The following is a 23,295-nucleotide window of genomic DNA, read 5'->3' as shown; positions in this document are numbered from 1 at the left end:
GAAGTATAAATCTGGCAGCGCCGTCACATATTAAAAGAGGCCCAAGGCACGAACGAAGGAGGTCTTGATCATTCATTTCTCGAAGAAGCAAGCGGAACCGATCCCCGAGGAGGATACGTCCATCTGGACCTGCACCAACGACAATTGCTCCTGCTGGATGCGGAGCGATTTTTCGTTCGGGGAACATCCCAGCTGCCCGATCTGCCATTCCAGCATGACGAGCGAAATCAAAAGCCTGCCGGTCTTGACGAACGGAACGAAACGCGGCTTCCAATAAGACAGGCTGTGGGATTTTCAAAGGCTGATTGGTGAACATGTCATGCCTGCGGGCGGGTTTACACCGGAGGACTTTGAAAATCTTTGGAAGAGAACCGAAAAAACCAGGGAACCCCCGTCTTGGCTAGGACGGGGGTTCCCTGGTTTTTTGTTGAAAGGACCTGCATGGCAAGCCTCCGGTTCGTTCCATGCCGGAACACCGAATCTGCCCGATCGTCCTATGCCGGACCCTCTTTGGCGACCCGACGACGATCGGATAACGTAATTAGCCTATTGACATAAGTTACCACCGGTTATATTATAACCATAGGTTAGTAACCGATGGTTATAATATTGGATCGGAGGAATTCATTCATGAGTTTTATCGTGTTCGTGCTGCTGTTTACGGTTGTTTGCGGGCTGCTGGACGCCCGGGTCGGGGGAATGGCGAGAGGTCGTTCGCGCACGGGAGGGATGCGCTGATGTTCGCTGGACATTTCGGGCTTGCGGCTGCCGTGAAAGCCGCGGATAAACGGACGCCGATGTGGGCGCTCATGCTGGGCACGCAGCTGTTGGACGTCGCGTTCGTGCCGCTGCTGCTGAGCGGGCGGGAAACGATCGATACCGTCGTCGAAGGCGGCGGTTACGGCAGCAGTCTCATTCATGCCGGCTATACCCATTCGCTTGCCGGCGCCTTGCTCATCGCGGTGCTCGCGGCCTGGCTCGGCGGCCGATTCCTCGGCCGGCGCTCCGGCATCGTCGTCGGGCTCGTCGTGTTCAGCCATTGGCTGCTCGACCTCCTCGTCCATCGTCCCGACCTGCCGATATTGCCGGGCAACCCGGGCGGCTTGCCGCTGCTCGGCCTCGGGCTCTGGACGCATCCCGCGGCGAGCGCCGCGCTCGAAGGCGCGTTGATCGCCGGCGGTTTCCTGCTCTACTTCCGATCCGCGCTCGCCCGTTCCAAGTCGGCCGGATCCGGATCGGGGAGGGCGTGGCCTTACTGGTCGTCCGCCGTTCTGGGCCTGCTGCTGCTCGGCTCGCTGTTGTCCGATATGCTCGGCTGACCCGGGTCGGGCTGGAATGACCGGCGGATCCGGTCGGGGCGGTGCGGAAGCCGGACGCGGGTGAGACGCAGCGCGAACGCCTCCGCCGAATAGAAATCGCCCGAACAGAAATCGCGCAACGATCGATATGCGGCCAGGAGAGCCGTTATTTATCGAAATTCAGCCGTTTGGCTGGTTTCGCGGCCACCAGATCCGTTATTGCCTAGCCGTAGCGAGCCCGCGGCATCGTTTCGGACGAATAGCGGAACGCATGTCCGCCAAAAGCCGGCGAACCGTCAAAACGCGCAAATAGCGGCGCTCCTGGCCGCGGAGCCCGGAGGGCTGCCGCGAAAGCGTTCAGCCCTGCAAATGCTAACCCAGCACACGAGGCACCGAGGCACCGACCGAGGCACCTGCGCTTCTGCCCACCTACGTATCTACGCCTGCGTTTCGCCGCTTCGCTTCGGCGACCCGCCGCCCCGCCGGCGGTAGCCCGTTCGCTAGGCGGCTCCGGTCCGCGCCTCTGTGCCGGTGCGGGGCAGTTCGCCATTCCGGCACCCGCGGTTCCCCGCGCGAGTGCGACGGCGCGCCTGCCGGCACCGCCTCCGCGGCCGCTCGGCAGCTCCGCCCCGCCGACTTGACTTCGCGGACGGATTGAACCATAATGTACCGAACTTGGTTAGCGAACGAGGTGCGTCATGATTCGATACGTTTTCGCGCTCCTGTGGGGCTTATTTCTGTTCGTCTGCACGTGCACGTACAGCTTCCAGCGCATGATCAAACACCGGACCGTCAGCTTTCATCTGAACAAGCATCCGGACTGGCATCAGCTGTTCCAGCTGCCGCTCGCCGACATTCACAGCTTCCAAATGAAATGGTACCTGTTCCAGAAGCTCGGCCATTTTACCGGCTTCGGCATCCTCGCGGCGATCCTGACCGGCTTCGGCCGCAGCCGGTTCGGCCTTGTCCCTGCCTTCGGCTACGCCGTCCTGACCGAAGTGCTGCAGCTGTTCTTCGGCCGCGACGGCCGGCTCTTCGACGTGCTGATCGACGGCGCGGGCATCGTGCTGGCCTGGACGCTGCTCGCCGAGCCAAACCGTCCGGCGGCCAAGCGCCGCGGCCGAAGAAGCCTCCAGAAATAAACCGTCGCTGCTTCTGCCGCGTGTGCCGTTGCGGCGGTTTGCCGCGCGCCGCTTGTCGCGTCTCGCGCGGGCGAAGGATGAGCGGCTTGTCCTCCCCCGCATCGCAAAAGCGCCCGCGGGCACGTTCCGTGCCCCGGGCGCTTTTCGATTTCAACCGTTCTGCTGCTCGTAGGCAATCTGGTGGCCGTCCTCGAAGCCCTTGGCGAAGCCGAGGTTGTACCCCTGATTGTAAGCGGCGTCGAAGGCCGCGTTATAACGCCGGGTCGCCTGACGGCGCCTGCGCGCCGCCGGCGTGCCCTTACCTCTGCCTTTGCCCGCGGCCGAGCCCGCGCGGGACTTGGTCCGATTGCCTTTCTGCCGCGGCGCCGCGCTGCTCGCGCGTTTCTTCCCCGCCGCTGTGCGCCGTTTCGTTCTGACGGCTGGTGCGACCACTTCGGTTTCCTCCTTTGCGCTTCGGCGGTTCCCCGGCTCCTCCCGGCAGCGCCGCGCCGCGGGTCAGCCAGGGCTTCGCCGCGCTCCTGCCGGACGCCGGCCGCGCCGGACGGCGCTCCATGGCGCGCACCATCTCCGATAGCGTGCGCTGCATCACGGCGAGCGACTTCAAATTGCGCCGGATGGACATGGCCATCGCCGGGTCGTGCCGGGTCATGTCGCCGACGCTTTCCAAGATGCGGGCGACGGCCGTCTGGCTGCGGGACAGCGCGCCGATCAGCGCGATGCGCGCCTCGCGCTCCAGGCGGTCCCGGTCCACTATTCTTTGTCTCCCATATCGAAGGAGCCGCCGCCGAGCATGCCCTCGAACCCGCCTTCCGCGTCGACCTCGTGGCGCAGCGCGGCCTTCAGCACGTTTGTCATGCCCATGTTCAGCTTCGTCAGCCCGTCGATCACTTCGACCAGCTGCTCGTGGATCTGAAGCGCGGCCTTCAAATGCTCCTGCTGATCGCCGAACGCGTCCGGCGTGACGTGGTTGATCATCCAGGAGCGCACTTTTTCGGCCTCCAGCGCCTTCGCCTCCAAGATCATCGCCACGTTCAGCTGCACCTTGGCGGAGGCGTCCAGCATTTTGGCGTATGCCGATTCCCGACTCATGAACGTTCGCTCCCCTTCCTCCGCCTTATTCTTCGTCCTCGACCGCAAACTCCTTCATGACCGCGCTCAAGGTCGCCGCGAGCGACTCCTGCAGCTCGGCGATGCTGTTCAAATAAGCGACGACGCTGCCCGTCACCGCTCTGGAATTGTCCATTAATTCGTCGAAGCCCCCGAATCCGGGATGCTGGTCGGGAAGCGCGTGCACGAGCTGCGCCATTCTGACGGCGACATGCCGTTTGCCCTCCAGGATGCGCGAGATTTGTTCGTGGGAATGCGACATATGCTCGATCATTTCCGTTAACGTATGCTGCATGGCTCCGTCCTCCTTGCCTTATCGCATGCCGCGCCGCTCGGCGCGCTGCCGCTTCGGTCACTACCAGCATATGCGCGGCCTCCGCCGCGCGGTACAGCGGGACGCGCCGGGAACGCGAACGGGGCGCGCATGCGCCCCCGCGGCCTTGCCCGCTTGCCCCTCGCGCTACAGCCGCTCGGCAACCCGGGCCGGCACGATGACGGGCAGCCCTTCGCCGAGCAAGGCCCGCTCCTCGGGCGCGAGCGCCTCGCCGCGGCGAAGCTGCAGACCCCAGGCTTCCGCCGCCCGCGCGGTCGGCAGCCGGCGCCGCAAGCCGTTCTCGGCCAGATAGAGCGCGCCGCCGTCTTCCCAGACCGGCGGCAGCGCGAGCCAGGCCGCGTCCGCCGCGTCCGCGGCGATCGGCTCGCCGAGCGGCCAGCGGCGCACGTCGATCTGCGAGAGGCGGACGACGGGCATGCCCGTCTCGCCGGCGATCGGCCGGCGCAGCCCGCCTTCGATCCAGTAGCGGGTCGCCGTCGCGCCGCGTACCGCGACGCCCTGCGGGTAGAACGCCGTCTCGCCCTGGGCCGGCCGGTCCGCTTCCGGCAGCCGGGACGCTTGGATCAGCTCGTGGGGATTGGCCCATTTCGCCGTATAGACGTCCCGGTTATGGTCGTTCACTTCCTGAAACTTCTCGCCGAGCGCCTTCATGCTGACGCTGCCGAAATGATGGATGAACGTGTCCCGCGCCGTCAGCAGCCGGTAGCCCTGCAGCCGCACCCGGATATTGTAATCGTCGTCCTCGAAATTCCCGATCTCGAACCCTTCGTCCAAATACCCCGTCCGCTCGAACAGCTCGCGCCGGAACAGCAGGCAGAAGCCCGTCAGCCTGTCGGTCGGCTGCCACTTCGCGGGATCGGCGACGTTGAATCGGCGCGCGAACGCGGCGATGCCGCGCTCGTCCGTATAGGACACCTCGATGCGCTGGTCGCCGCTGATGTAATTGGTGACGGGCCCGACCATGCCGACGGCGGGGTCGCTGTTCAGGCAGGCGAGCAGATTGTCCAGCCACCGCTCCGTGACGATCGTGTCGTTGTTGAGCAGCAGCAGGCTCGATCCCCGCGCCATCATCAGGCCGACGTTGACCGCGCCGGCGAAGCCCCGGTTGCGCTCCAGCACCCGGCAGCGCACGACGCCGCCGGCTCCGGCGGACTGCAGGTAGGCGCCCGTGCCGTCCGAGGACGCGTTGTCCACGACGATGATCTCGTACGGAACGGACGTGTGCACGTTGATGCTCGCGAGGCATTTCTTTAAGTAATCCAGCTGGTTATAGCTCGGAATGATGATGCTCGTGCCGTCGAACACCGTCCCGAAGGTTTCGAGCCCGGCCCGGACGCCCTCGGAATAGCCCGCGTTCGCGCCGGCGTCGAAACGGTTCCCCGAACGGGCCGTCCGCCGTCCGGTCCGCTTGCGGGGCAGGCCCTTAAGGACGCGGCGCTGGCGCGCTTGCGCTTGTTTTTTCATGGCGTACCTCTCTTTCGTCGTTGCCGTTACAGCGCGTATTTGCCCTTGGCGATGCCGTCCGCCATGTGCCCGAAGTCCAGCGCGGCGCGGCCCAGCTCCCCGGCGATCCGGGTGCACAGCATGACCGCCGCGATGCCCGCGGAGACGAGCGCGAGGTCGAAGTCGAATCCGCGGATCTCCTGCAGCACGCGCTCGACGTCGCCGACCCCGTTCACGGGGCTGACCGCCCCGGTGACCGCATAACCCCGCTGATTCAGCGCATGGCCGAGCGCCGGGGCCAAATTGCCGACGACGAGCAGCCGCTTGCCCGCCAGCAGCCGTCCCAGCAGCCCCGTCTGATGCAGGCTGTAATTGACGGCCGAATGCGTCATGCGCAGGCTCTCCGGCGGAATCCGATGGGCGCGCAGCACCGGATGTAGCAGAGGCTGAAAATGCTTCCGGCGCGACAGCGGCACGCCGACGATATGGGCTTGCCGAATCGCGGCGGCCAGTTCGTCCCGGGCTCGCAGATCCGGCGGATGCACCCCGGCGTACGGCAGAAAACCGCCTTCCCGCCGGATGGTCTCCATGTCGTGCACGGCGTCCTGAGCGAGCGTCAGCAGCTCGCCGTCGCCGAGCCGCACGACCGCGCACGGGCGGCGCTCCCGAATCGCGGCTTCCATCTCTTCGTAGACTTCGCTCACGTCGAGCAGCGGGAGGCAGCGGTGCGCGATTTGCTCCGCTCCGAGCGCGATGACGTCGCGCAGGCTGATCTCGGGCAGCAGCCGCTGGATCGGCGTCGCCTGCTCCAGCAGCAGCTCGCCGCCTTCGTACAGCCCCAGGTCGTAGCCTGCCATGTAGGCGTTCTCATTGTACGGTTCGCGCGCCGGCCCTCCGTTCGCCAGCAGCTCCGCTTCTCCCGGCCGGACCGGGCGTCCGGACGAACGCCCGGTCCGGCCGCGTCCGCGCCCGCGGCGCTTCCCTGACGCGCCCTTGCGCGTTCTTGTCCGCTTCTTGCCGGCCGACCGGCGAGCCTTGGTCCCGCCCGCGGCGGAAGCGGAGGCGGCTTTCGCGCTTCTGCCCGCGGCGGAGCGCTTCGCCGCCGGCTTGGCGGCGTCCGCGGCCCCGGCCGCCTGCGGCGCTTCCGGCGCGCCGGCCTCCGGCATCGCGGGGGCGGCGGCGGTTACGACGCGCCTTGCGGCTCCCCCGCGCTTCATGGCGCATCCCCCATGAGCTTGTGCGACGCCTCGAGCAGCGAGCCGAACGTTCCCGCGTCCGTCCACCAGCCGCTCAAGTGCCGGTAGTCCAGCTTTCCTTTGGCCGCGTAGGCGTTGTTCACGTCCGTGATTTCCAGCTCGCCGCGCTGCGAAGGCGTCTGCTGCTTGATGAGATCGAAGACGGTTCCGTCGTACATGTAAATGCCCGTCACGCAGCTGTCCGTCCGCGGCGCCGCCGGCTTCTCGTCGATGTGCGCGATGCGGCCCGCCTCGTCAAAGACGGGAACGCCGTAGCGTTCGGGATCCGGCACCCGCTTCAGCAGGACCATCGCCCCGTCCGCCTGCGCCCGGAACGCGTCGAGATGCGGCTTCAGCGGCTCCTCGAACAGATTGTCGCCCAGCAGCACGACGAATTTGCCGTCCTCGCCGACGAACGGCCGCGCCAGCTCCAGCGCCTGCGCGATGCCGCCCGCTTCTTCTTGGACCCGGTAGGTGAGCGACACGCCGTACTCCCTGCCGCCGCCGAGGAACGAAGCGAAATCCCCGAGGGCGTCCGGGCCGGTCACGAGCAAAATGTCCGTAATGCCCGCGGCCCGCAGACTGTTCAGGCCGTAGCAAATCATCGGCAGCCTGCCCACCGGCAGCATATGCTTGTTCAGCAGCTTCGTCAGCGGCCGAAGCCGCGTCCCCGTCCCGCCGGCCAAGATTACAGCTTTCAAATGAACGACCTCCTAACGGTTACATGAAATTCGCAGGATCGACCTGCCATTTTGCGATGAATTGGGACCGGTTGCGCTCGACGAGCCGCTGCAGCTCCAGGGCGTCGTTCCGCTTGAAGCTCGCGCTGCCCTGATGGTGGACGAACACGTCCCGGCACATCAGCAGGCCGAAGCCGTGCATCCGGGCGCGGAAGCAGTAATCGTCGTCCTCGTAATGGCCGGGCGAGAACCGCTCGTCGAGCTCCCCGATCCGGTCGTAGAGCGCGCGGCGGAACAGCATGCAGAAGCCGACCAGGCGGAGAATCGGCTCCCACGCGTTCGCTTCGCGGACCCGCGCCTCTGCGGCGGCGCGGTGAAAATCCGCCGGCGACTCGAACGGGTATCCGACCTGCTGCCGGCCGCTCGCGTAATTCGTCACGGGCCCGACGATGCCGACGTCCTCGCGGCTGTTCAGCGCCTGCAGCAGCCCGTACAGCCAGCCGAACGAAACGGTCACGTCGTTGTTCAGCAGCAGGAAATAATCGCCGCCCGCGGCGCGCATGCCGAGATTGCACGCGGCCGGAAAGCCGGCGTTCCGGGCCAGCGACACGCAGGTCAGCCCTTCGCCGGCGCACCAGCGCGCCGTACCGTCGGCGGAGCCGTTGTCGACGACGACGATCTCGTACGGCGTCTGCGCGGGCTCCGTGTACAGCCGGATGGACGCGACCGCCGTCTTGACCAGCTCCAACGCGTTGTAGGTCGGAATGATGATGCTCGTCATGCCGGACGCGGCGTTCATTCCGTTCATGGCATTCTCCCTCCCGCCGCGGACCGGCGCCGCGCAAGATCGGGCAGCGACAGGCGCGCGCCCTTCGCGCGCATGGCGGCCCGCAGCGCCTCGATGTGATCGCCCGCCGCCAGCTTCGCTTTCGCCGCGGCACCGGCGGGATCCGCGCCGGCCCCCGGCTTCGGCGCGGCGACCGGGCGGCAGCGGATGCGCAGCCCCAGCTCGATCGCCGCCCGCTGCGCCATCGGCGGCACCGCGAGCTGCGGCAGGCCGACGCGCTCCAGGCCGGCGCGCGACCAGACATGCGGCAGCACGGCGACGGAATTGGCGTTCAGCTCGGGATGGCCGAGCGACCAGTTCACGAACGCCCGGATGCGCGCCGCGTCGTCCCAGCCGCGGAACGGGCCAAGCCGCCCGCTCACGTCGGCCAGCACCAGGTCGCAGCCGGCATGGGCTTCCGCCAGCAGGACCGCCAGCTGCTCCGCCGGCACCGCCGCTTCCCCGTCGGCGAACAGCACCAGCTCCGCCCGTGTCATCCGCGCGCCGACCGTCCGGCCCACGTCCGCGCCGAGCCGTTCCCGCGTATGGACGATCGTCACGTCCGGCAAAGCCCGCAGCCGCGCGAACGCGTCCGGTCCGGCGTTTTCGAGCACCACGATCACGTCCTGGAACGGCAGGCGCAGCAGCTGCTCCACCGCTTCGGCCGACGCGCGGCTCCCGGCCAGCACGACGGCCGAAGCGGCCCTCGCCAGCGCCACCGGCACCCAGCCGCGTCTCGGCAAGCGCAGTCCGTCGGCGAAGCCGTCCGCGTAGGCCCGGCCTTGCGCCGGTCCCCGAGCGCGCCGGCCGCCCCGCTGGCAGTACCGCGTCCAATGCTCGTTCATCCGCAGCTTGGCGTCCGGGCCGGCCGGCGCGCCGCCGCTCCTATGAAGCGCCGAGGCATCGGCGAAGCCTGCCATGTACGCGGGCCTCTGCGCCCCCGCGTATCCGCTCCGGCCCGTCCGGCGCGGGAGCGCGGCGGCTTTCGGCGCGGCCTTCGCGCCGCCCTTGCGGCCGCGGCCGCTTCCTCGCCCGCCTGCACGTCCTCTTCTCGTCGCTTGCATGTCGTCACCTCGCAAATTCGCGTTTTCGCTCCGCGTCGCCGTACCCGCCGCGGTCGTCGGACTGGCCGGCAAGCCAGTCGATCGCTTCCAAGTGGTCGCCGACGATGAGCCGCTCCAGCGGATTCGTGCGTTCTCTCTTCTTGCGCAAGAGATTCAGCTTGCCGACGTTGATATGTTTGACCGCCTTCACCGCGAAGCCGAGCCGGACCGCCTTGACGTGCGCGAGCGGCGGCACGGCCAGGGCGTCGGCTCCGATGCCGTCGAGCGCCCGGCGGCTGATGGCGTGCGGCACGGCCGTCATGGACGTGCCCTGCAGGTCGGGGCGTCCCAGCAGCGCGTTGAGCGCATGCTTGGCGAGCACGACGCTGTGCACGACCGGTTTGCTCGTCGGTCCCGAGTAATCGTTCAGCGCCACGTCCGCTTCGCCCGTCAGAACGGCTTGCACGAAGGGCTTCAGCTGCGCCGCCGGGATGACCATGTCCCCGTCGATGAACAGCAGCGCCCTGCCCTTGGCCGCCATCGCCCCGACGCCGCGGCCGACGTCATGGCCGAGCGGCTCCGGGTAGACGAGGACGCGCGCGCCTTTGCCGCGCGCGACCGCGGCCGACCCGTCCGTCGAGCCGTTCACGACGACGATCACCTCCGTCTGCGGATGGACGCGCCGCGCCTGATCGATGACCCGGCCGATCGTGCGCCGTTCGTTCATGACCGGCACGATGACCGATACGGCCGGCTCGTTCCCGAGCGGCTGCGCTTCCGGCGGCTGCGCTTCCGGCAGACTTGCGGCCGGCGGCTGCGCTTGCGCTTGAGGCGCTTCCGGCCACGTCGCCGACGGCCACGGCGTCGTCAGGGGCGCCGCCTCCGGCCGCTTCGCCCTGCCGGTCCGCTTCGCCGCGGGCTGCCGTTTCGCCGCGGGCTGCCGTTTCGCCGCCCGGCTGCCGGCGCGGAGCGCCTTCGCTTCGGCGGACGCGCGCCGCTTCGCCGCGGCACGGGGCTGCCGCTTCGCGATTCCGGAAGCCGCCGCGGTACGGGTCTTGGCGCGCTTCGGAGCCAGCGCGGAGGCGTGAACCCGCCGCTCCCGCTTCGTCCTGCCGCGCGGCCGAACGGCGGCTTTCGCGGCGGCCGGCGGCTGCGCGGGGGCCGGTTCCTGGGGCGAAGCCTGCGTCACGGTCGCCTCGGGCGTTTGCCGGTTCGCGGCGCCTGTCGGTGTCGAGACGGAAATTCCCCTTTTCGGAAATAGCGGAGCGCCTCCCTTCGACGGCGCTGATTTCGTGCCGAATGGCTGCAGCATCCCTCTCACCTGCCCTAAATCTTCTTGTTACCAGTCAGTGTATGGACGAATGAGAGTAAGAGGAACGGCTGTTGTACGTCAAGGCGCTCGCCTTGCCTGACGTTGCCCCACGTTTCCGCAGGCGCAATCTAGCGGCCGGCGTGCGCTCGCCGAAAAGAGCGATACATGCGAAATGATAGAATACGCGAACAAAGCAAAAAAGCACCCTGCCGCGGCAGGGTGCTTTTGTTCAAGGAAACGACCGGGGTCGTTCGTTCATGGCGATCGTTAACCGATGGCGATCCAGTTCGCCAGCCCGATCGGTTCGGGGCTGATGCGCGTGCGCACGATGGTCAGCTGCACCGCCGCGGCCGTTTTCTGCTTGACGACCGCGTAGCAGGACGGCTGGTCGGTCGTCGCCACGAACACGTAGGCGCTGTTCGGAAACGGCTGCTCGAAGCTGATCGTGATGTCGAGCTGCTCGCCCTGGCCTTGGAAATTGTACGGCGCCAGCCCGAATTGCTGCAGCGCCGGGGCTGCGCGCTTCACGGTCGCGACCGGCGAGAAGCCGAGCTTCTCCGCGCCGACGCTGGCGTCCGCCAAGGTGCCGCCGTTGACGTCCTCGGTCTTCCGGGAGGCGAGCAAGCCAGGCGCCAAATGCGCTTCCGTGATGCTGCCCGGCGCGAGCTTGCTGCCCGTCACCGCTCCGTCCGCCAGCTTATCGGTGTTGACCGTTCCGTCCGCCAGCTTGCTTGCGTCTACCGCGCCTTCTGCCAGCTTATCGGCGATGACCGCGCCATCTGCCAGCTTGCTCGCGACGATTGCTCCGTCCGCCAGCTTATCGGCGTAGACCGCGCTGTCCGCCAGCTTGCTGGCAACGATTGCTCCGTCCGCCAGCTTATCGGCGTAGACCGCTCCGTCCGCCAGCTTGCTCGCGCTCACCGCGCCGTCCGCCAACTTGCTCGCGTCCACCACGCCGTCCGCCAGTTTGCTTGCATCCACCGCGCCGTTCGCCAGTTTGCTTGCATCCACCGCGCTGTCCGCCAGCTTGCTTGCATCTACCGCGCCGTTCACCAGCTTGCTCGCGTCCACCGCGCCATCTGCCAGCTTGCTCGCGTCCACCGCGCCTTCCGCCAGCTTGCTCGCGTCCACCGCGCCTTCCGCCAACTTGCTCGCGCTCACCGCGCCGTCCGCCAACTTGCTCGCGTCCACCACGCCGTCCGCCAGTTTGCTTGCATCCACCACGCCGTTCGCCAGCTTGCTCGCGTCCACCGCGCCATCTGTCAGCTTGCTCGCGTCCACCGCGCCGTTCGCCAGCTTGCTCGCGTCTACCGCGCCGTCCGCCAGCTTGCTCGCGCCTACCGCGCCGTCCGCCAGCTTGCTCGCGTCTACCGCGCCGTCCGCCAGCTTGCTCGCGTCCACCGCGCCGTCCGCCAGCTTGCTTGCGTCCACCGCACCGTCCGGCAGGTCGATTTCCGTTTCCTTCAGCACGCCCGGCGCGAGTTTATCGGCGGTAATCGAGCCGTCCGCGATCGCGGCGCCGCCAACCGCGCCGACCGCGAGCTTATCGGCCGTGACCGAACCGAGCGCGAGCTTATCGGTCGTAACCGCGCCTACCGCAAGCTTATCGGCCGTGACCGCCCCGTTGCAAATCACGCCGGTTTCGACGGCTCCGGGAATCAAATGCGTCGTCGTTACGGATCGCGCGGCGATCTTGCTCATTGTCACCGCGCCGGCTTGGAGCTGCCCTTCGGCGATGGCGCCGTTCGCGATTTTCGCGCCCGTCACGACGCCGTCACCCAACGATGCCGTGCCGATCGTGCCGTCGACCAACGTGCGGCCGGTAATCGCGCCCGGCGCGAGATGCTCTTCGCCGATCGATTTCAGCGCGATTTTGCTCGCCGTCACCGAACCGTCCTGGAGATGCCGCTCCGCCACCGCGTGGTTCGCCAGCTTCGTGGCGTCCACCGCGCCGTCGATCAGGACTTCGGATCCGACCGAATCCAGCGCCAGCTTCGTGCCGTCCACCGCGCCGAACGCAATCGCCTCCGTGTTCACCGCGCCTTTCGCCAGCTTCGCGCTCATGACCGAGCCGTCGGCCAACGCTTTGGCGCCGACCGCGCCGTCCGCCAATTTGGCGCCGCCGACCGCGCCGTCGAGCAGCGCGTCCGGGCCTACCGCGCCTTTCGCCAGCTTCGCGCTCATGACCGAGCCTTCGGCCAGCGCCTTCGCGCCGACCGCGCCGTCCGACAGCTTCGCGGCCGTTATGGCGCCGTCGATCAGCGCATCCGGGCCTACGGCGCCTTTCGCCAGCTTCGCGCCGTTCACCGCGCCTTCGGCCAACGCCTTCGCGCCGACCGCGCCGTCCGCCAGCTTCGCGGCCGTTACCGCGCCGTCGATCAGCGCGTCTGCGCTCACCGCGCCTTTCGCCAGCTTCGCGCCCGTGACCGCGCCTTCGGCCAACGCTTTCGCGCCGATCGCGCCCTCGGCCAGCTTCGCGCCGGCCACCGCGCCGTCATGCAGCGCATCCGTGCTTACCGCGCCTTTCGCCAGCTTCGCGCCGGTGACCGCGCCGTCGGCCAACGCCTTCGCGCTCACCGCGCCTGCCGCCAGCTTCGCGCCGCTCACCGCGCCGTCGATCAACGCGTCCGTGCCCACCGCGGCCTTCGCCAGCTTCGCGCCGACCACCGAGCCGTCGATTAATGTCTTGGCACCGACCGCGCCGTCCGCCAGCTTCGCGGCGCTCACCGCGCCGTCGGCCAGTGCCTTCGTGCCCACCGCGCCGTTCGCCAGCTTCGTGCCCGCTACCGAACCGTCCGCCAGCGCATCGGTATCCACCGCGGCCTTCGCCAGCTTCGGGCCGATGACCGAACCGTCCGCCAAAGCGTGCTTGCCGACCGCTCCGCCCGCCAGCTTCGTGGCGCTGACCGAACCGTCCGCCAGCTTCGCGCCGGCGACCGAGCCGTCGGCCAAGACGTCGGTACCCACCGCGCCCTTCGTCAGCTTCGAGGCCCCGACCGCGCCGTCCGCGATCGCGTCGCTGCCGACCGCGCCCGTCAGGAGATGAGCGCTCGCGATCGAACGCGCCGCGATTTTACCCATCGTGACCGAGCCGGCCTGGAGGTGATGCTCGCCGACCGCTCCGCCCGCGATGGCGCTCGCGCCGACCGCTCCGCCCGTCAGATGGGCGCCGCCGACCGCGCCGTCGGCCAGCAGCTCGCCGCCGATGGTGCCGCGCTTGATTTTGCTGCCGTGGATGATGCCGTCCGGCGCTTTCTCGAACGTATAGAACTCCGCCGCCAGATGCGCTTGCGTGATCGAGCCTTTGCGGATGTGATACCCTTGGACGGATTCGGGCTTCAGATGTTTGCCCGCGATCGTCTCCAGCTGGATATGCTCCCCGCTGACGGAGAGCTGGGCCAGCTTCCCGCCCGTTACCGATTCGTCCCCGAGCTGCTCCGTGCCGACCGATTCCGGCGCCAAATGCAGCTGCAGGACGCTGTCGATTTTCAGGTGCGAGCTGCCGACGGAGCCGTCCGCCAAATGGTTGGCGTCGATCGCCGCCGCCGCGACGTGCTGACCTTGAACCGCCGAGGGCTCGATGGCCCGCGAGCCGACGGATTCATTTTGCAGGTGATGGCTGGCGATGCTGCCCTCGGCGATTTTGTCTTCGGTGACGGCATCTTTGCTCAGATGCACGTCTTTGACGCAGCCCGGCGACAGATGCGCGCCGAAGATCGACTGCTCCGCCAAGTGCCGGCTGCCGACCGACTCGTTCGCCAAATGCGCGCCGTTCACGTGGCCTTGGGCGATCTTGTCGCCGGTGACGGCGCCCTGCGCGATGGCGTCGCCGCCGACCGCTCCGGCGGCCAGGTGGCGTTCGAGCACGACGCCTTCCGTCAGATGGCGTCCATCCACCGTGCGCTCGCCCAAGTGGCGCGCGCCGACCGTGCCGTCCGCCAGCTGCGCGCCCGTCACGGCGCCGCCCGCCAGCTTCGCCGTCGTGACACTGCCGTCCGCGAGCTTCTCGCCCGTGACGGCCCAGTCCGTCAGCTTATCCGTCGACACGCTCTCCGGGGACAGCTTAAGCGCGTTGACCACATGATCGGCCAAATGGTGCGAGTAAACCGACCCCGCGGCCAGATGCCGCTCCGTCACCGCGCCGTTCGCCAGCTTCGCCGCTTTGACAGCGCCGTCCTGGATCGCGCTCGTCTCGACCGCGCCCTTGCGGATGTGGTAGGCGTCGATCAGCCCCGGCTGCAGATGCTCCGACGAGATGGATTCCGGCGTGATCGACTCCTCCGTCACCGCGCCGGCCGACAGATGGAACGCGCGGACGGCTTCCGGCGCGATCTTGTCGAACGTAATCGACTCGTCGGCCACATGCTTCGTCTGCACCGCCTGCTCCGCCAGCTTCGAGCCGGAGACGCTGCCTTCCGCCAGCTTCGGCTCCGTGACCGCTCCGTCCTGCAGCTGCGGCGTGCCGACCGCCGCTTTGGCGATATGCGCTTCGCGGACGGCGTTTTTGGCGATTTTGCCTTCGGCGACGACGCCTTCGCCGAGATGCTTCTCCAGCACGCCGCCGTCGATCAGCTGCTTGGAGCCGACCGAGTTTTCGCTCAAATGTCGTTCTTCGATGCTGTCGTAGACCAATTTGTCGCCGTTGATGCTCAGGCGGCTCAGATGCTTCCCTTGGACCGCGTCGTCGGACAGCTTCATCGAGGTGATGCTTTTATCGGCGATCTTCGAGGACGTGACCGCCTGATCGACGAGCTTGATCGTCGAGATCGACAAGTCGGTCAGTTTGGCGGTCGTGACCGCCTGATCCTGCAGATGCTCGGTCCCGATTTCGCCGGCGGCGACATGCCGCGACCGCACCGCGCCTTCCTGCAGCTCCCGGGAGCCGACGGCTTCCGGCGCGATGGCTTCGGACGTCACCGCTTCGGCTTGCAGCTCCTTAGCGCCGACCGCGCCTTTGACGAGATGGCTTGACGCGATTTCGCCCGGCGCGATGTGCTTTCCCGTCAGGACGCCCGGCGCGACGTGGTCCGCGAGCAGCAGGCCCGGCTGAAGATGGCCGGATTCCACGGCCCCCAGGCTGATTTTCTCGCCCGTCACCGCGCCGTCGCGCAGCTTGGAACGGGTCACCGATCCTTCCGCGAGCTTGGAGGTGCTGATCGCCTCGTTCGCGATGCTTTCCGTGCGGACGGCCGCGCTTCGCAGCTTCGCCGTCGTGACGGATTGATCGTCGAGGAGGTCCGTCGTGATGACCAGCTCTTTCAGATGCTTCGCTTCGATCGAGCCTTCCGCGAGCTTATCGGCGCTGATCGTCCGGTCCGCCAGCTTCTCCGACGTGATGCTGCTGTCGCGCAGCTTGTCGCCGGTGACGGAACGGTCGCGGATCTTCGCGCCGGAAATGGCGTTCTTGGCCAAATGCTCGCCCGTGATGGATTCCGAGGCGATCTTGGAGGCGGTCACGGCATTCTCCGCGATATGAATGCTTTCGACGGCGAAGTCCGCGATCGACTGCGGCTTTACCGCGCCCAGCTTGATGCTCCTCGTATCGACGGCGCCGACGGCCAGCTTCTCCGACGTTACCGCGTCATCCGCGATATCGTCCGTGTGCACGAAAGGAAGCGGCGAGTGCGGCATGCGGCGCTCTTCGACGAACGCTTCCGGCGAAATGACGGCTTCCGGCTCGTCGGCTTCCTCCTCCGGCTGTTCCTGCGGCGCCGCTTCCGGCGTCAGCGCGGCTTCCTCTTGCGGATCGGCAGCCGGCTCTTCCGGCATTCCCGGCGCCTCTGCCTCGACTTCAAGGACCTCTGCCGGTCCGATCGGTTCCGCGACGGCGACGGCGTCGATGCGCTCGGCCTCCGGCGCTTCGGGCTGTTCTTGCGGAAGGGTTGCCAACTCCGCCGGTTCGGCCGGAACCGGTTCGGCGGGTTGCTTCACTTGCGGTTCCAGCACCGGGGGAGCCGCGTTCACCTGAACGCTGCGCTTGGTGCCGGTGTTGTCCGCTGGCTTGCTCTTCTTCAATTCCTCGAGCCATTTCAACTCCGAGGCGTTCGGATTATCCACGTAAAATAACGGCTTGCGCCCTTTCGGACTCTTACCCTTGCTGCTCTTCGCCATAGCCCTCTCCTTCTTCCACCTGAATAGTCATAGGTAGCATATGCATTCACCCATGGGCAGGTCACATGGCCGAGACGCATTTTCTGCGCAAAAAACCGCTCCCGGCGGAAAGAACGAGGAAAATAACGGGCATTTTCAGCGTTCTTCCCGCAGCGAAGCGGTGGTTAAAGCGAGCGGTAATGGCCGGTCATCTTCCGCGGTGCACGGCGGGATTGCCGCCCTTCGCGATCGTATGCGGGCCGGTTGAAGCGCAGGCATGGTCGCCGGCGCAATGCGCGATGGAGCGTTCATGAATGGAGATTAATGCCGATCATGAAGATTCCGTTAGTGAAGATTCCGTTAATTCCGCCGGTGGACCCCGACGGTTTGCTGCACGCTGCCGGCGATCTCGACCGTGACCGTCGCGGTTTTGACGGTGCCGTTGCTGTAGACGGCCTTAAAGGCAAAGGTGAGCGGACCGTCCGGAAGCCGTTCGAATTCGGACTTCCACATGTCCCCGCTCCACGAGGTCCGCGCGGCATCCCGGGGCGTCAGGCTTACGGTCGTATCGCCCATCGTCGCCTTGACTTCGACCGCGTCCGTCGTCGTCAACGTATCCGTCGTGGCGGCGCCGAGCAGAAACCGCTCGCCCGACCAGAACACCCGGTACGGACGCGGATGCTCCGCGTCCCCGCCCGCTTTCAGGTTGCTCGCGATGCGCCGCTCGTTCCACTCGTCCGTGTGCTTCACCTGCCCCGTAACCGCCAGCGGCAGGACGACGATGCTCTTCGTCACCGTGACCGGCGGCGCCTTGCCGTCGGAGACCGTCATTCGCACGACGTACGTGCCGGGCTTCATCCCGTTCAATCGTGGGCCGGCGGATGCGTACGGCGGGCTTAGCGTATACGGATACGCGGTTTCCGCGCCGCCGGGATCCTTTACCGCGTACTGCACGCTGAGCGAATCCCGATCCGGGTCGTCGACCGTCTGCGAGAGGGTCACGGCATCGCCTTCATAAACCGGTTTCGGCGACCAATCGAAGTCCGCGGACGGCGGACGGTTCGTCTCGATGTAGAAATAACGCGGCGCGCTGTAGTCGCTCCAATCGTAGCCGTCGAAGACGCGGACGATGACGTATAGATTGACATGCTCCGGCAGATCGGCGCCCGGCACCCAGTCCTCCGCGCCGGAGAATTTTACGCCGGAATCGTACTGCGGCACGCCGCCGTATTGATAAATCTTCACTTGGAACTGCGCCTGGCCGTCGCCGTCCGCATCCCGGTAGTCCCACTGAAAATCCGGCCGAAGCACGGTCAGCTTCGTCGGATTGCTCTGGTCGGCGCTTTCCGGGACTCCGATCGCGGCGCCCGGTTTCTGGTTCACGACGTTCACCTGCAGGCTGTACTCCGCCGACGCGCCTTCGGAATCCGTCACGACCTGCCGCACCCGGAAGCTTCCCAAGCTGCTGAAGCTCTTCGTCCAGCTCGTCCGCGAGTCGTTCGCGAACGTCTCCGCGCCGCCGGCCGCCGCGTTCGAGAGATAATAGGCATGCGGTAGCTTCGTGCGGTCGCCGTCCTCGGCGTCATGAGCGGCGGAATCGAACGTGACCGGCACGCCGCGGAAGGTATTCACCCGATCGGACGTGAAGCCCGGAACCGGCGGCGCGTTCGGCGGCGCCAAGTCCGTCACCGGCAGCAGGACGACGTACCAATCCGACCAGGCGCCGTATTCGTCGGCGACCGCCATGCCGACCTCGTACGTTCCGAGCTCCTGCGGCGCGGTCAGCTTCGTCTCCTTGTAGGCGCCGCTTGGCGTCACGTAGTAGAACCGTTTCTGCAAGATCCCTTTGGTCGCCTTGTAGTCGATTCCGGTCGCTTCGGCCGAGTAATCCGTGCTGCTGAAGTACCGGTCCGGATCGTAGCTGTAATCGGTCCATAGGATCTTGTGCTGCGCATCGCTGGCCAGCGTGAATTTCGCTAGCGGTCGGCGGTGAACCGTGATCTTCTGTGTGAATTCGTTCGATGATTTACGGTACTCGGCGAACGTGTCATCGGGCCAGAGGTAATCCGGATTCGGGTCGTCCTTCGCCTTCAAGGCAACGACGTAATCCCCGACCTTATCGAAGGTCAGCTGCGCGTTGTGGAACGTCTTGCCGTTCAGCGTCGAGACGCCTTGGTTGTGAATGAAACGTACGGTGTGCTTCACGGACCAGTCGTAGACGCCCCCTGCCGGCGGGTCGTTCTCCGGATCGCTGAACGCGATGTTGTTGTACTGAATCTCCGCTTTAGCCGAGCCTTCATCCCATATCGCATACTGATCGGACCAGACGTCACTCTGCTCGAGCGGCTTGTAAGCAAGCCCGCTGAACGTCACGAACGACTTGTTCGAGAAATAGCCGAAGCGCCCCGCGGCGTACGTGTCGTCGTCCGCCACAAAAAGCGGCGTATTGTCTAAAAAGACCGCGAAGCGGCTTGCGTTCATCTGCAGCTTCACCGCGTACGTCTTCTGGCTGAGCAGCGGGTACGACTGCGACTTCAGTACGGTTCGCGCCCCCGCGGCGTACTTCACCAGCTCGATCTTGTTCGCGTCCGTCTCGAGCGCGTAACCATTCTGCCGATCCTTCATTCGGAAAGAGAAGCCCAGCCATTCATTATCGTAATCCACGTCGTCGATCTTGAAGTTGAATTTCACTTCATCATCCGAGAGCGAGAACGGCGAATAGAACTGGCCGCTCGTAAACGGCTTGACGATAAGCGGATTCGTCGTCGGCGGGCCGACCGATACCGTCATGCTCATGGTATTGGAATAGGTGCCGGAATCCGAGCCCGTCGTCGGTCGGCCCTGCGAGAGCGTCACGTACACGCCGTCCATGTAATAGGCGCCATAGATCGGGGACGGGGAATAATTGCAGCCGGTCAAAACGCTGCCAGCCGTATTGCCTGCCGAATCGATTACCTTGCTTCGTCCATAGATGGAATACATGGTGCCGCCGCCCGCATCGCATGTCGCCCCGTTGCTCCGGTCCAAGCTGGTCCGATAGCCGTCCGCCGTCTGGCTGAGCCTGCTCTTCGGCGTAAGGTTCCCGGCGAAATCCGTTGAGTATTGCGTGTACGCTCCAAAATCGCTGCCGCCGTAGTGGTACATGCTCAGATCGTCGCCATTAAGCGAGTCCGCTTTGCGCTTGACCGCGCCGGTTCCGGTATTCAGCACATACACGCGTTCATACAGCATCGGAAGAACGTCCCCCGGCCGGGTGTGGTCGTAATACACTTTTGCGTAGAGCTCGTTCTTCGCGGGGTTAAAATAAAACCCGCTTTTTATTTCCGGATACGAGTAAGCCGTTAAGAAGGAGTTTTGCGGCGTGGTGCCGATTTGCTGCCCTTGAACCGCTGCGTCGTTCCGAATGGAATCCCCGATGTACTGCCGCCAAGCTAACGTATAATCCACGTTGTATTTCGTGACGTTCAGATCGTAATAACCCGAATTATACCCTTGATTGTAATAGGCCTCGTAACGATAGCTATTTCCGGCTGCATCCGTCATGGATGCAATCGACGTATAAGACGGACTAGTCATCGTCTTGATCGCCGGATTGACCGGTGCCGGCGGCGTCCATGCCGGCAGTTCCATGAGCGCCATATCGCGCGTCAGCTTGTAATGCCGCTCGGTCGCGGTCGAAGTGTTGTTGCATAAAACGACGCTGCTGCCTTGAACGCCGCAAAAGTCCATGTTGCCGATGCTCGTATTCTGTTCGCCTTGATCGATTGTAGGATTCGCGAACGTGCTGGACAGTTCTTGGCCTGTCCGCGCATCGAAGACGCCGATGTCCGTAACGCTTTGCCCATTGCCATAGGACCAGTTTCGTTTCATGTAGAGGTACTGATCCGCCAGTTCGAAATCCGGCACGCTCGTCACGATGACGGGGATGTTCGTCTTCAGGGTCCCGGCGCTCAAAAAATTGACGGTTCGGCTATTAAAGCTGGAATTGGTCAAGACGTACGCATTCGGATCCCCATTGGTATACGCCTGCGAAACCGAGCCCCATTGCCCGAAAACGTCTTTGATCGGCGAGAGTTTATGGGGATCGAGCGCGATAATTTCGTCGTCGTAATAATACGTCACATGGCCGTTATTGTAGCTGCTGGTCCTATAGTGATAGTCATAGATTAACAGTTTCTTTGTAGAACGGATCTTTGGCGGATCATTGTACCACGTCAGTAAGCCATTTCCCTCTTTATTTAAGAGATTGGTAACGACGGCGGACTGCAGCGTGGATCTCCACGGGTTTAACTCATTGGACCCGTATCCATTGTTTGTCAACGGATACGCTTGAAACGATGACAGTGTTTGACTGTAGCGCGTGACATTGTAGGTATACGCCTCGTCAGACTGCCTGCCGAAGTTTCGCCCTTCCCCGCCGATCATGCTGCCCGCGCTTGTCCGCCACAGGTTGCTGGCGTTATAGACGAGGGTGTTCGTGCCCGGCACGTACACCGGCCACTTCACCATCTCCACCGGCTGGATCCGCGTGTACGGATCGAGATTGGGGTTCGGGTTATTCCCTTCCATCGCGAACGACACTTCCGGCGCGTTGTTCACGACATCGAGCGTCAGCGACGCTGGCGGATCCGAAGCCGTGTCGTCCCACTGCCCGTATTCCTCCGTCACCTTCACATAAAACAGATACTTGCCGACCTTCGTTGGGGTAAACGTCAGCTTGGCCAGCGTGCCGCCGACCGTCTTCCACGCCTCGTCCGCAAAGCCGTTGTTGTTCGCGTCATACTTGTATTGGTAAACCGCGGTCACGATAGCGTCGGCATCCGGACTGGTCGACTTGTTCAGCAGGTCGAGCTGCGTGCCGCGGACGGAGAGCGGAGGCACGACGAGCTTGGCGACGGGCGGCATATCCGGCTTCACGATAATCGTGCAGGTTGCCGGCGCCAGCGACTTCAAACCGGTATCGTCGTAGACGGACAGCGAGACTTGTACGGTAATATCCGTCATGCCCGGATTCGGGTAACTGGTCTGCTTGTTCGCCCATTCGTCGCGGCTATGGTCGATCTGGAGGTACGAGATCGGGCTGTAGCTCCGGCTGCCGTTTATCGCTCCCGCGGCGATCGGGTGGTTCGCGATGACCGTAGGCGGGCAATCGATGACCGGCACCGGATTCTTCGGCACGACTTCGATGTAAGTGCAGGCGCTGGCCGTCGCTCCCCATTCGTCCCGCATCTGCGCGCACACATACTGGTAACCGAGCGTGTCCATCTTCAGGTGATGCTGGCCGTCGACGAACGCGATGCTCTTGGACGGAATCGACTGGACGAAAGGCGAGCCGGCGGCAAAGTCGAAACCCATGAAATAGATCGTGTCGCCGTCCGGATCGCTCGGGGTCGGCACGGTCGGATCGTTGATGTAGATCAGATCGAGCGTTGTGCCTTCCACCGCTTGATGCAGCGGCTTCGCAGGCTGGCCCGGATCGACGAAGCCGATCGCGAACGTCGGCGGGCTATTGACTTCCGGTCCCGTCACGGTAAGCGGCTTGGGGCCGATCCAATCCGACGTGCCGCAGCTCGTGACGATCTGCATGTAGACGTCATGGACGCCGACGCCGATGACCCACGGGTAATTGCCGAACGAGAAGGTCGAATCCGCCGTTTGGCCGCTCACCGGATTGCCGGTCCAGGTGCCGTTTCGTTCGATTTTGAAGCGGTGGGATAGATAGGTACAGCCCTTCAGCTGAAAGTTTTTGGGATGCAGCGTAAACGAAGCTTTATAGGGGAGGGTGGGCGGCAAGACGTCGAAGTCGCCGGTGAACGAGAGGGGTTTCACGTAGAAAAACGATACATAGGCTTTGCTGGTCGTCGCATTGAGACTGACGGACTGGCCGGTCTTCGGCGTCTCGGTCGCGGAGTAGGCCACGTACGATAAATTGCTGCCGATGAACGTGCCGTAGGAAGCGTCGTAGCTGTAAGAAGCGCTGTGCGGCAGCGAGGCGACGGGAATCGTCTGCTGCTTCGCGAGCGCATACGTCCCGCCCGGTCCTTCCCGTACCATATGGCGAATGTTGATCTCGCCGGCCGCGAGCGGCGCGTCGTACACGTAGTACAAGTAAAGCGTTTTGAACGAACCGTCGAAGGCGCCGATGCCGTATTCGCCGCTCGTAGGATTGCCGAACGCCGAGGGCGGCGAGCCGGCTGTCGATTTGACGTAGCCGGCGTACGTATACCCGCTGGCGCTCGGATGTGAAGGCGAGTAAGGTTCCCCTCTCGTGAGCGGCTCGGTCTTCTCGGCGAAAATCGTGCCGTCCAGGCTGTTCCCGTCCCGGGTGACATGCCGGACGATAGCCTGTCCGTCGGCCTTCTTCGCGTAATACAGGTTGAGGTAGTACGTATCGTAAGTCGCGTCGTACGTCACCGTCGGCGGGCTGCCCGTCGCGATGCTGCCGCCCGAAGGCGGCCCGACGGTGCTCTTCTTGTAGCCGACGTATTCGTAGCTCGGACTCGCGGCGGGAATCAGCGTCTTCGGGCTCCCGGCCAAGTCCGCGGACTGATCCGGGAACGCGCTGTCGATGTTCGCGCCGTCCGTGGTGTAGTGGTGGACTTCCATGTAGCCGTTGAGCTCGAACGTGAATAGCACCGGGAAGAAGTACCGGTAGCCCTTGACGTTGGGGGAACAGTTGCCGCAGGCGTTATCACGATCCCTTATGTTATATGGGTCAATAGTTGTTAAATCCCCAGTAAGTAGAACATTATATGTAACATTGCTAGATCCAATTCCAGATAGAG

Annotated in this window: 14 protein-coding genes; 3 read left to right on the top strand and 11 right to left on the bottom strand. The window is 65.0% G+C overall.

Features of this window, described 5'->3' with window-relative positions; translation table 11 throughout:
* Positions 1–64 precede the first annotated feature (64 nt).
* The 3 genes from I8J29_RS11160 to I8J29_RS11150 all read left to right on the top strand — a co-directional run bounded on the left by I8J29_RS11160 (position 65) and on the right by I8J29_RS11150 (position 2,440).
* Positions 65–277, top strand: a complete 213-nt coding sequence (locus I8J29_RS11160) for a cold-shock protein (protein WP_240546093.1) — start codon at positions 65–67, stop codon at positions 275–277.
* Positions 278–737: 460 nt separating this feature from the next.
* A complete protein-coding gene (locus tag I8J29_RS11155; RefSeq protein WP_208847688.1) occupies positions 738–1,319 on the top strand; it encodes a metal-dependent hydrolase in 582 nt (193 codons plus the stop codon).
* 677 nt (positions 1,320–1,996) lie between these two features.
* Positions 1,997–2,440, top strand: coding sequence for a VanZ family protein (locus I8J29_RS11150; protein WP_208847687.1), 444 nt, complete (start codon positions 1,997–1,999; stop codon positions 2,438–2,440).
* 298 nt (positions 2,441–2,738) lie between these two features.
* Here the strand turns inward: I8J29_RS11150 and I8J29_RS11145 are convergent, their stop codons facing one another.
* From I8J29_RS11145 to I8J29_RS11095, 11 genes are all read right to left on the bottom strand, one after another.
* Positions 2,739–3,191 (bottom strand): hypothetical protein, encoded by a 453-nt coding sequence (locus I8J29_RS11145; RefSeq protein WP_208847686.1) that lies wholly within the window; start codon positions 3,189–3,191, stop codon positions 2,739–2,741.
* Positions 3,191–3,529 (bottom strand): alpha-helical endospore appendage domain-containing protein, encoded by a 339-nt coding sequence (locus tag I8J29_RS11140; RefSeq protein ID WP_208847685.1) that lies wholly within the window; start codon positions 3,527–3,529, stop codon positions 3,191–3,193. Before I8J29_RS11140 ends, I8J29_RS11145 begins: the two co-directional genes overlap by 1 nt.
* Positions 3,530–3,554: 25 nt before the next feature.
* A complete protein-coding gene (locus I8J29_RS11135; RefSeq protein WP_208847684.1) occupies positions 3,555–3,842 on the bottom strand; it encodes a nucleoside-diphosphate sugar epimerase in 288 nt (95 codons plus the stop codon).
* Between the two features lie 165 nt (positions 3,843–4,007).
* Positions 4,008–5,345, bottom strand: a complete 1,338-nt coding sequence (locus tag I8J29_RS11130; protein WP_208847683.1) for a glycosyltransferase family 2 protein — start codon at positions 5,343–5,345, stop codon at positions 4,008–4,010.
* 26 nt (positions 5,346–5,371) lie between these two features.
* Positions 5,372–6,541 carry a GT-D fold domain-containing protein gene (locus tag I8J29_RS11125; RefSeq protein ID WP_240546092.1) on the bottom strand — a complete coding sequence of 390 codons (1,170 nt, stop codon included), beginning with the start codon at positions 6,539–6,541 and terminating at the stop codon, positions 5,372–5,374.
* Positions 6,538–7,260 (bottom strand): sugar phosphate nucleotidyltransferase, encoded by a 723-nt coding sequence (locus I8J29_RS11120; protein WP_208847682.1) that lies wholly within the window; start codon positions 7,258–7,260, stop codon positions 6,538–6,540. Before I8J29_RS11120 ends, I8J29_RS11125 begins: the two co-directional genes overlap by 4 nt.
* A gap of 19 nt (positions 7,261–7,279) precedes the next feature.
* A complete protein-coding gene (locus I8J29_RS11115; RefSeq protein ID WP_240546091.1) occupies positions 7,280–8,047 on the bottom strand; it encodes a glycosyltransferase family 2 protein in 768 nt (255 codons plus the stop codon).
* Positions 8,044–9,129 (bottom strand): glycosyltransferase family protein, encoded by a 1,086-nt coding sequence (locus tag I8J29_RS11110; RefSeq protein ID WP_208847681.1) that lies wholly within the window; start codon positions 9,127–9,129, stop codon positions 8,044–8,046. Before I8J29_RS11110 ends, I8J29_RS11115 begins: the two co-directional genes overlap by 4 nt.
* A 4-nt stretch (positions 9,130–9,133) precedes the next feature.
* The gene (locus I8J29_RS11105; RefSeq protein WP_208847680.1) at positions 9,134–10,420 is read right to left on the bottom strand and encodes a glycosyltransferase family 2 protein; all 1,287 of its coding nucleotides are present in this window, start codon (positions 10,418–10,420) and stop codon (positions 9,134–9,136) included.
* 267 nt (positions 10,421–10,687) lie between these two features.
* Positions 10,688–16,531 (bottom strand): WIAG-tail domain, encoded by a 5,844-nt coding sequence (locus I8J29_RS11100; RefSeq protein ID WP_208847679.1) that lies wholly within the window; start codon positions 16,529–16,531, stop codon positions 10,688–10,690.
* A 339-nt stretch (positions 16,532–16,870) separates the two neighbouring features.
* A complete protein-coding gene (locus I8J29_RS11095) occupies positions 16,871–23,146 on the bottom strand; it encodes a hypothetical protein (protein ID WP_208847678.1) in 6,276 nt (2,091 codons plus the stop codon).
* Between the last annotated feature and the right edge of the window lie 149 nt (positions 23,147–23,295).

It is taken from the genome of Paenibacillus artemisiicola, assembly GCF_017652985.1.
Lineage (GTDB): Bacteria > Bacillota > Bacilli > Paenibacillales > Paenibacillaceae > Paenibacillus_Z > Paenibacillus_Z artemisiicola.
The sequence above is the reverse complement of the archived record's forward strand: the minus strand, read 5'-3'. Positions and strand labels throughout refer to the sequence as shown.

Coding starts and splice junctions, on each gene's coding strand:
- I8J29_RS11155 (WP_208847688.1), top strand. CDS start 738: ATGTTCGCTGGACATTTCGGGCTTGCGGCTGCCGTGAAAGCCGCGGAT.
- I8J29_RS11150 (WP_208847687.1), top strand. CDS start 1,997: ATGATTCGATACGTTTTCGCGCTCCTGTGGGGCTTATTTCTGTTCGTC.
- I8J29_RS11140 (WP_208847685.1), bottom strand. CDS start 3,529: ATGAGTCGGGAATCGGCATACGCCAAAATGCTGGACGCCTCCGCCAAG.
- I8J29_RS11135 (WP_208847684.1), bottom strand. CDS start 3,842: ATGCAGCATACGTTAACGGAAATGATCGAGCATATGTCGCATTCCCAC.
- I8J29_RS11130 (WP_208847683.1), bottom strand. CDS start 5,345: ATGAAAAAACAAGCGCAAGCGCGCCAGCGCCGCGTCCTTAAGGGCCTG.
- I8J29_RS11125 (WP_240546092.1), bottom strand. CDS start 6,541: ATGAAGCGCGGGGGAGCCGCAAGGCGCGTCGTAACCGCCGCCGCCCCC.
- I8J29_RS11115 (WP_240546091.1), bottom strand. CDS start 8,047: ATGAACGGAATGAACGCCGCGTCCGGCATGACGAGCATCATCATTCCG.
- I8J29_RS11110 (WP_208847681.1), bottom strand. CDS start 9,129: ATGCAAGCGACGAGAAGAGGACGTGCAGGCGGGCGAGGAAGCGGCCGC.
- I8J29_RS11105 (WP_208847680.1), bottom strand. CDS start 10,420: ATGCTGCAGCCATTCGGCACGAAATCAGCGCCGTCGAAGGGAGGCGCT.
- I8J29_RS11100 (WP_208847679.1), bottom strand. CDS start 16,531: ATGGCGAAGAGCAGCAAGGGTAAGAGTCCGAAAGGGCGCAAGCCGTTA.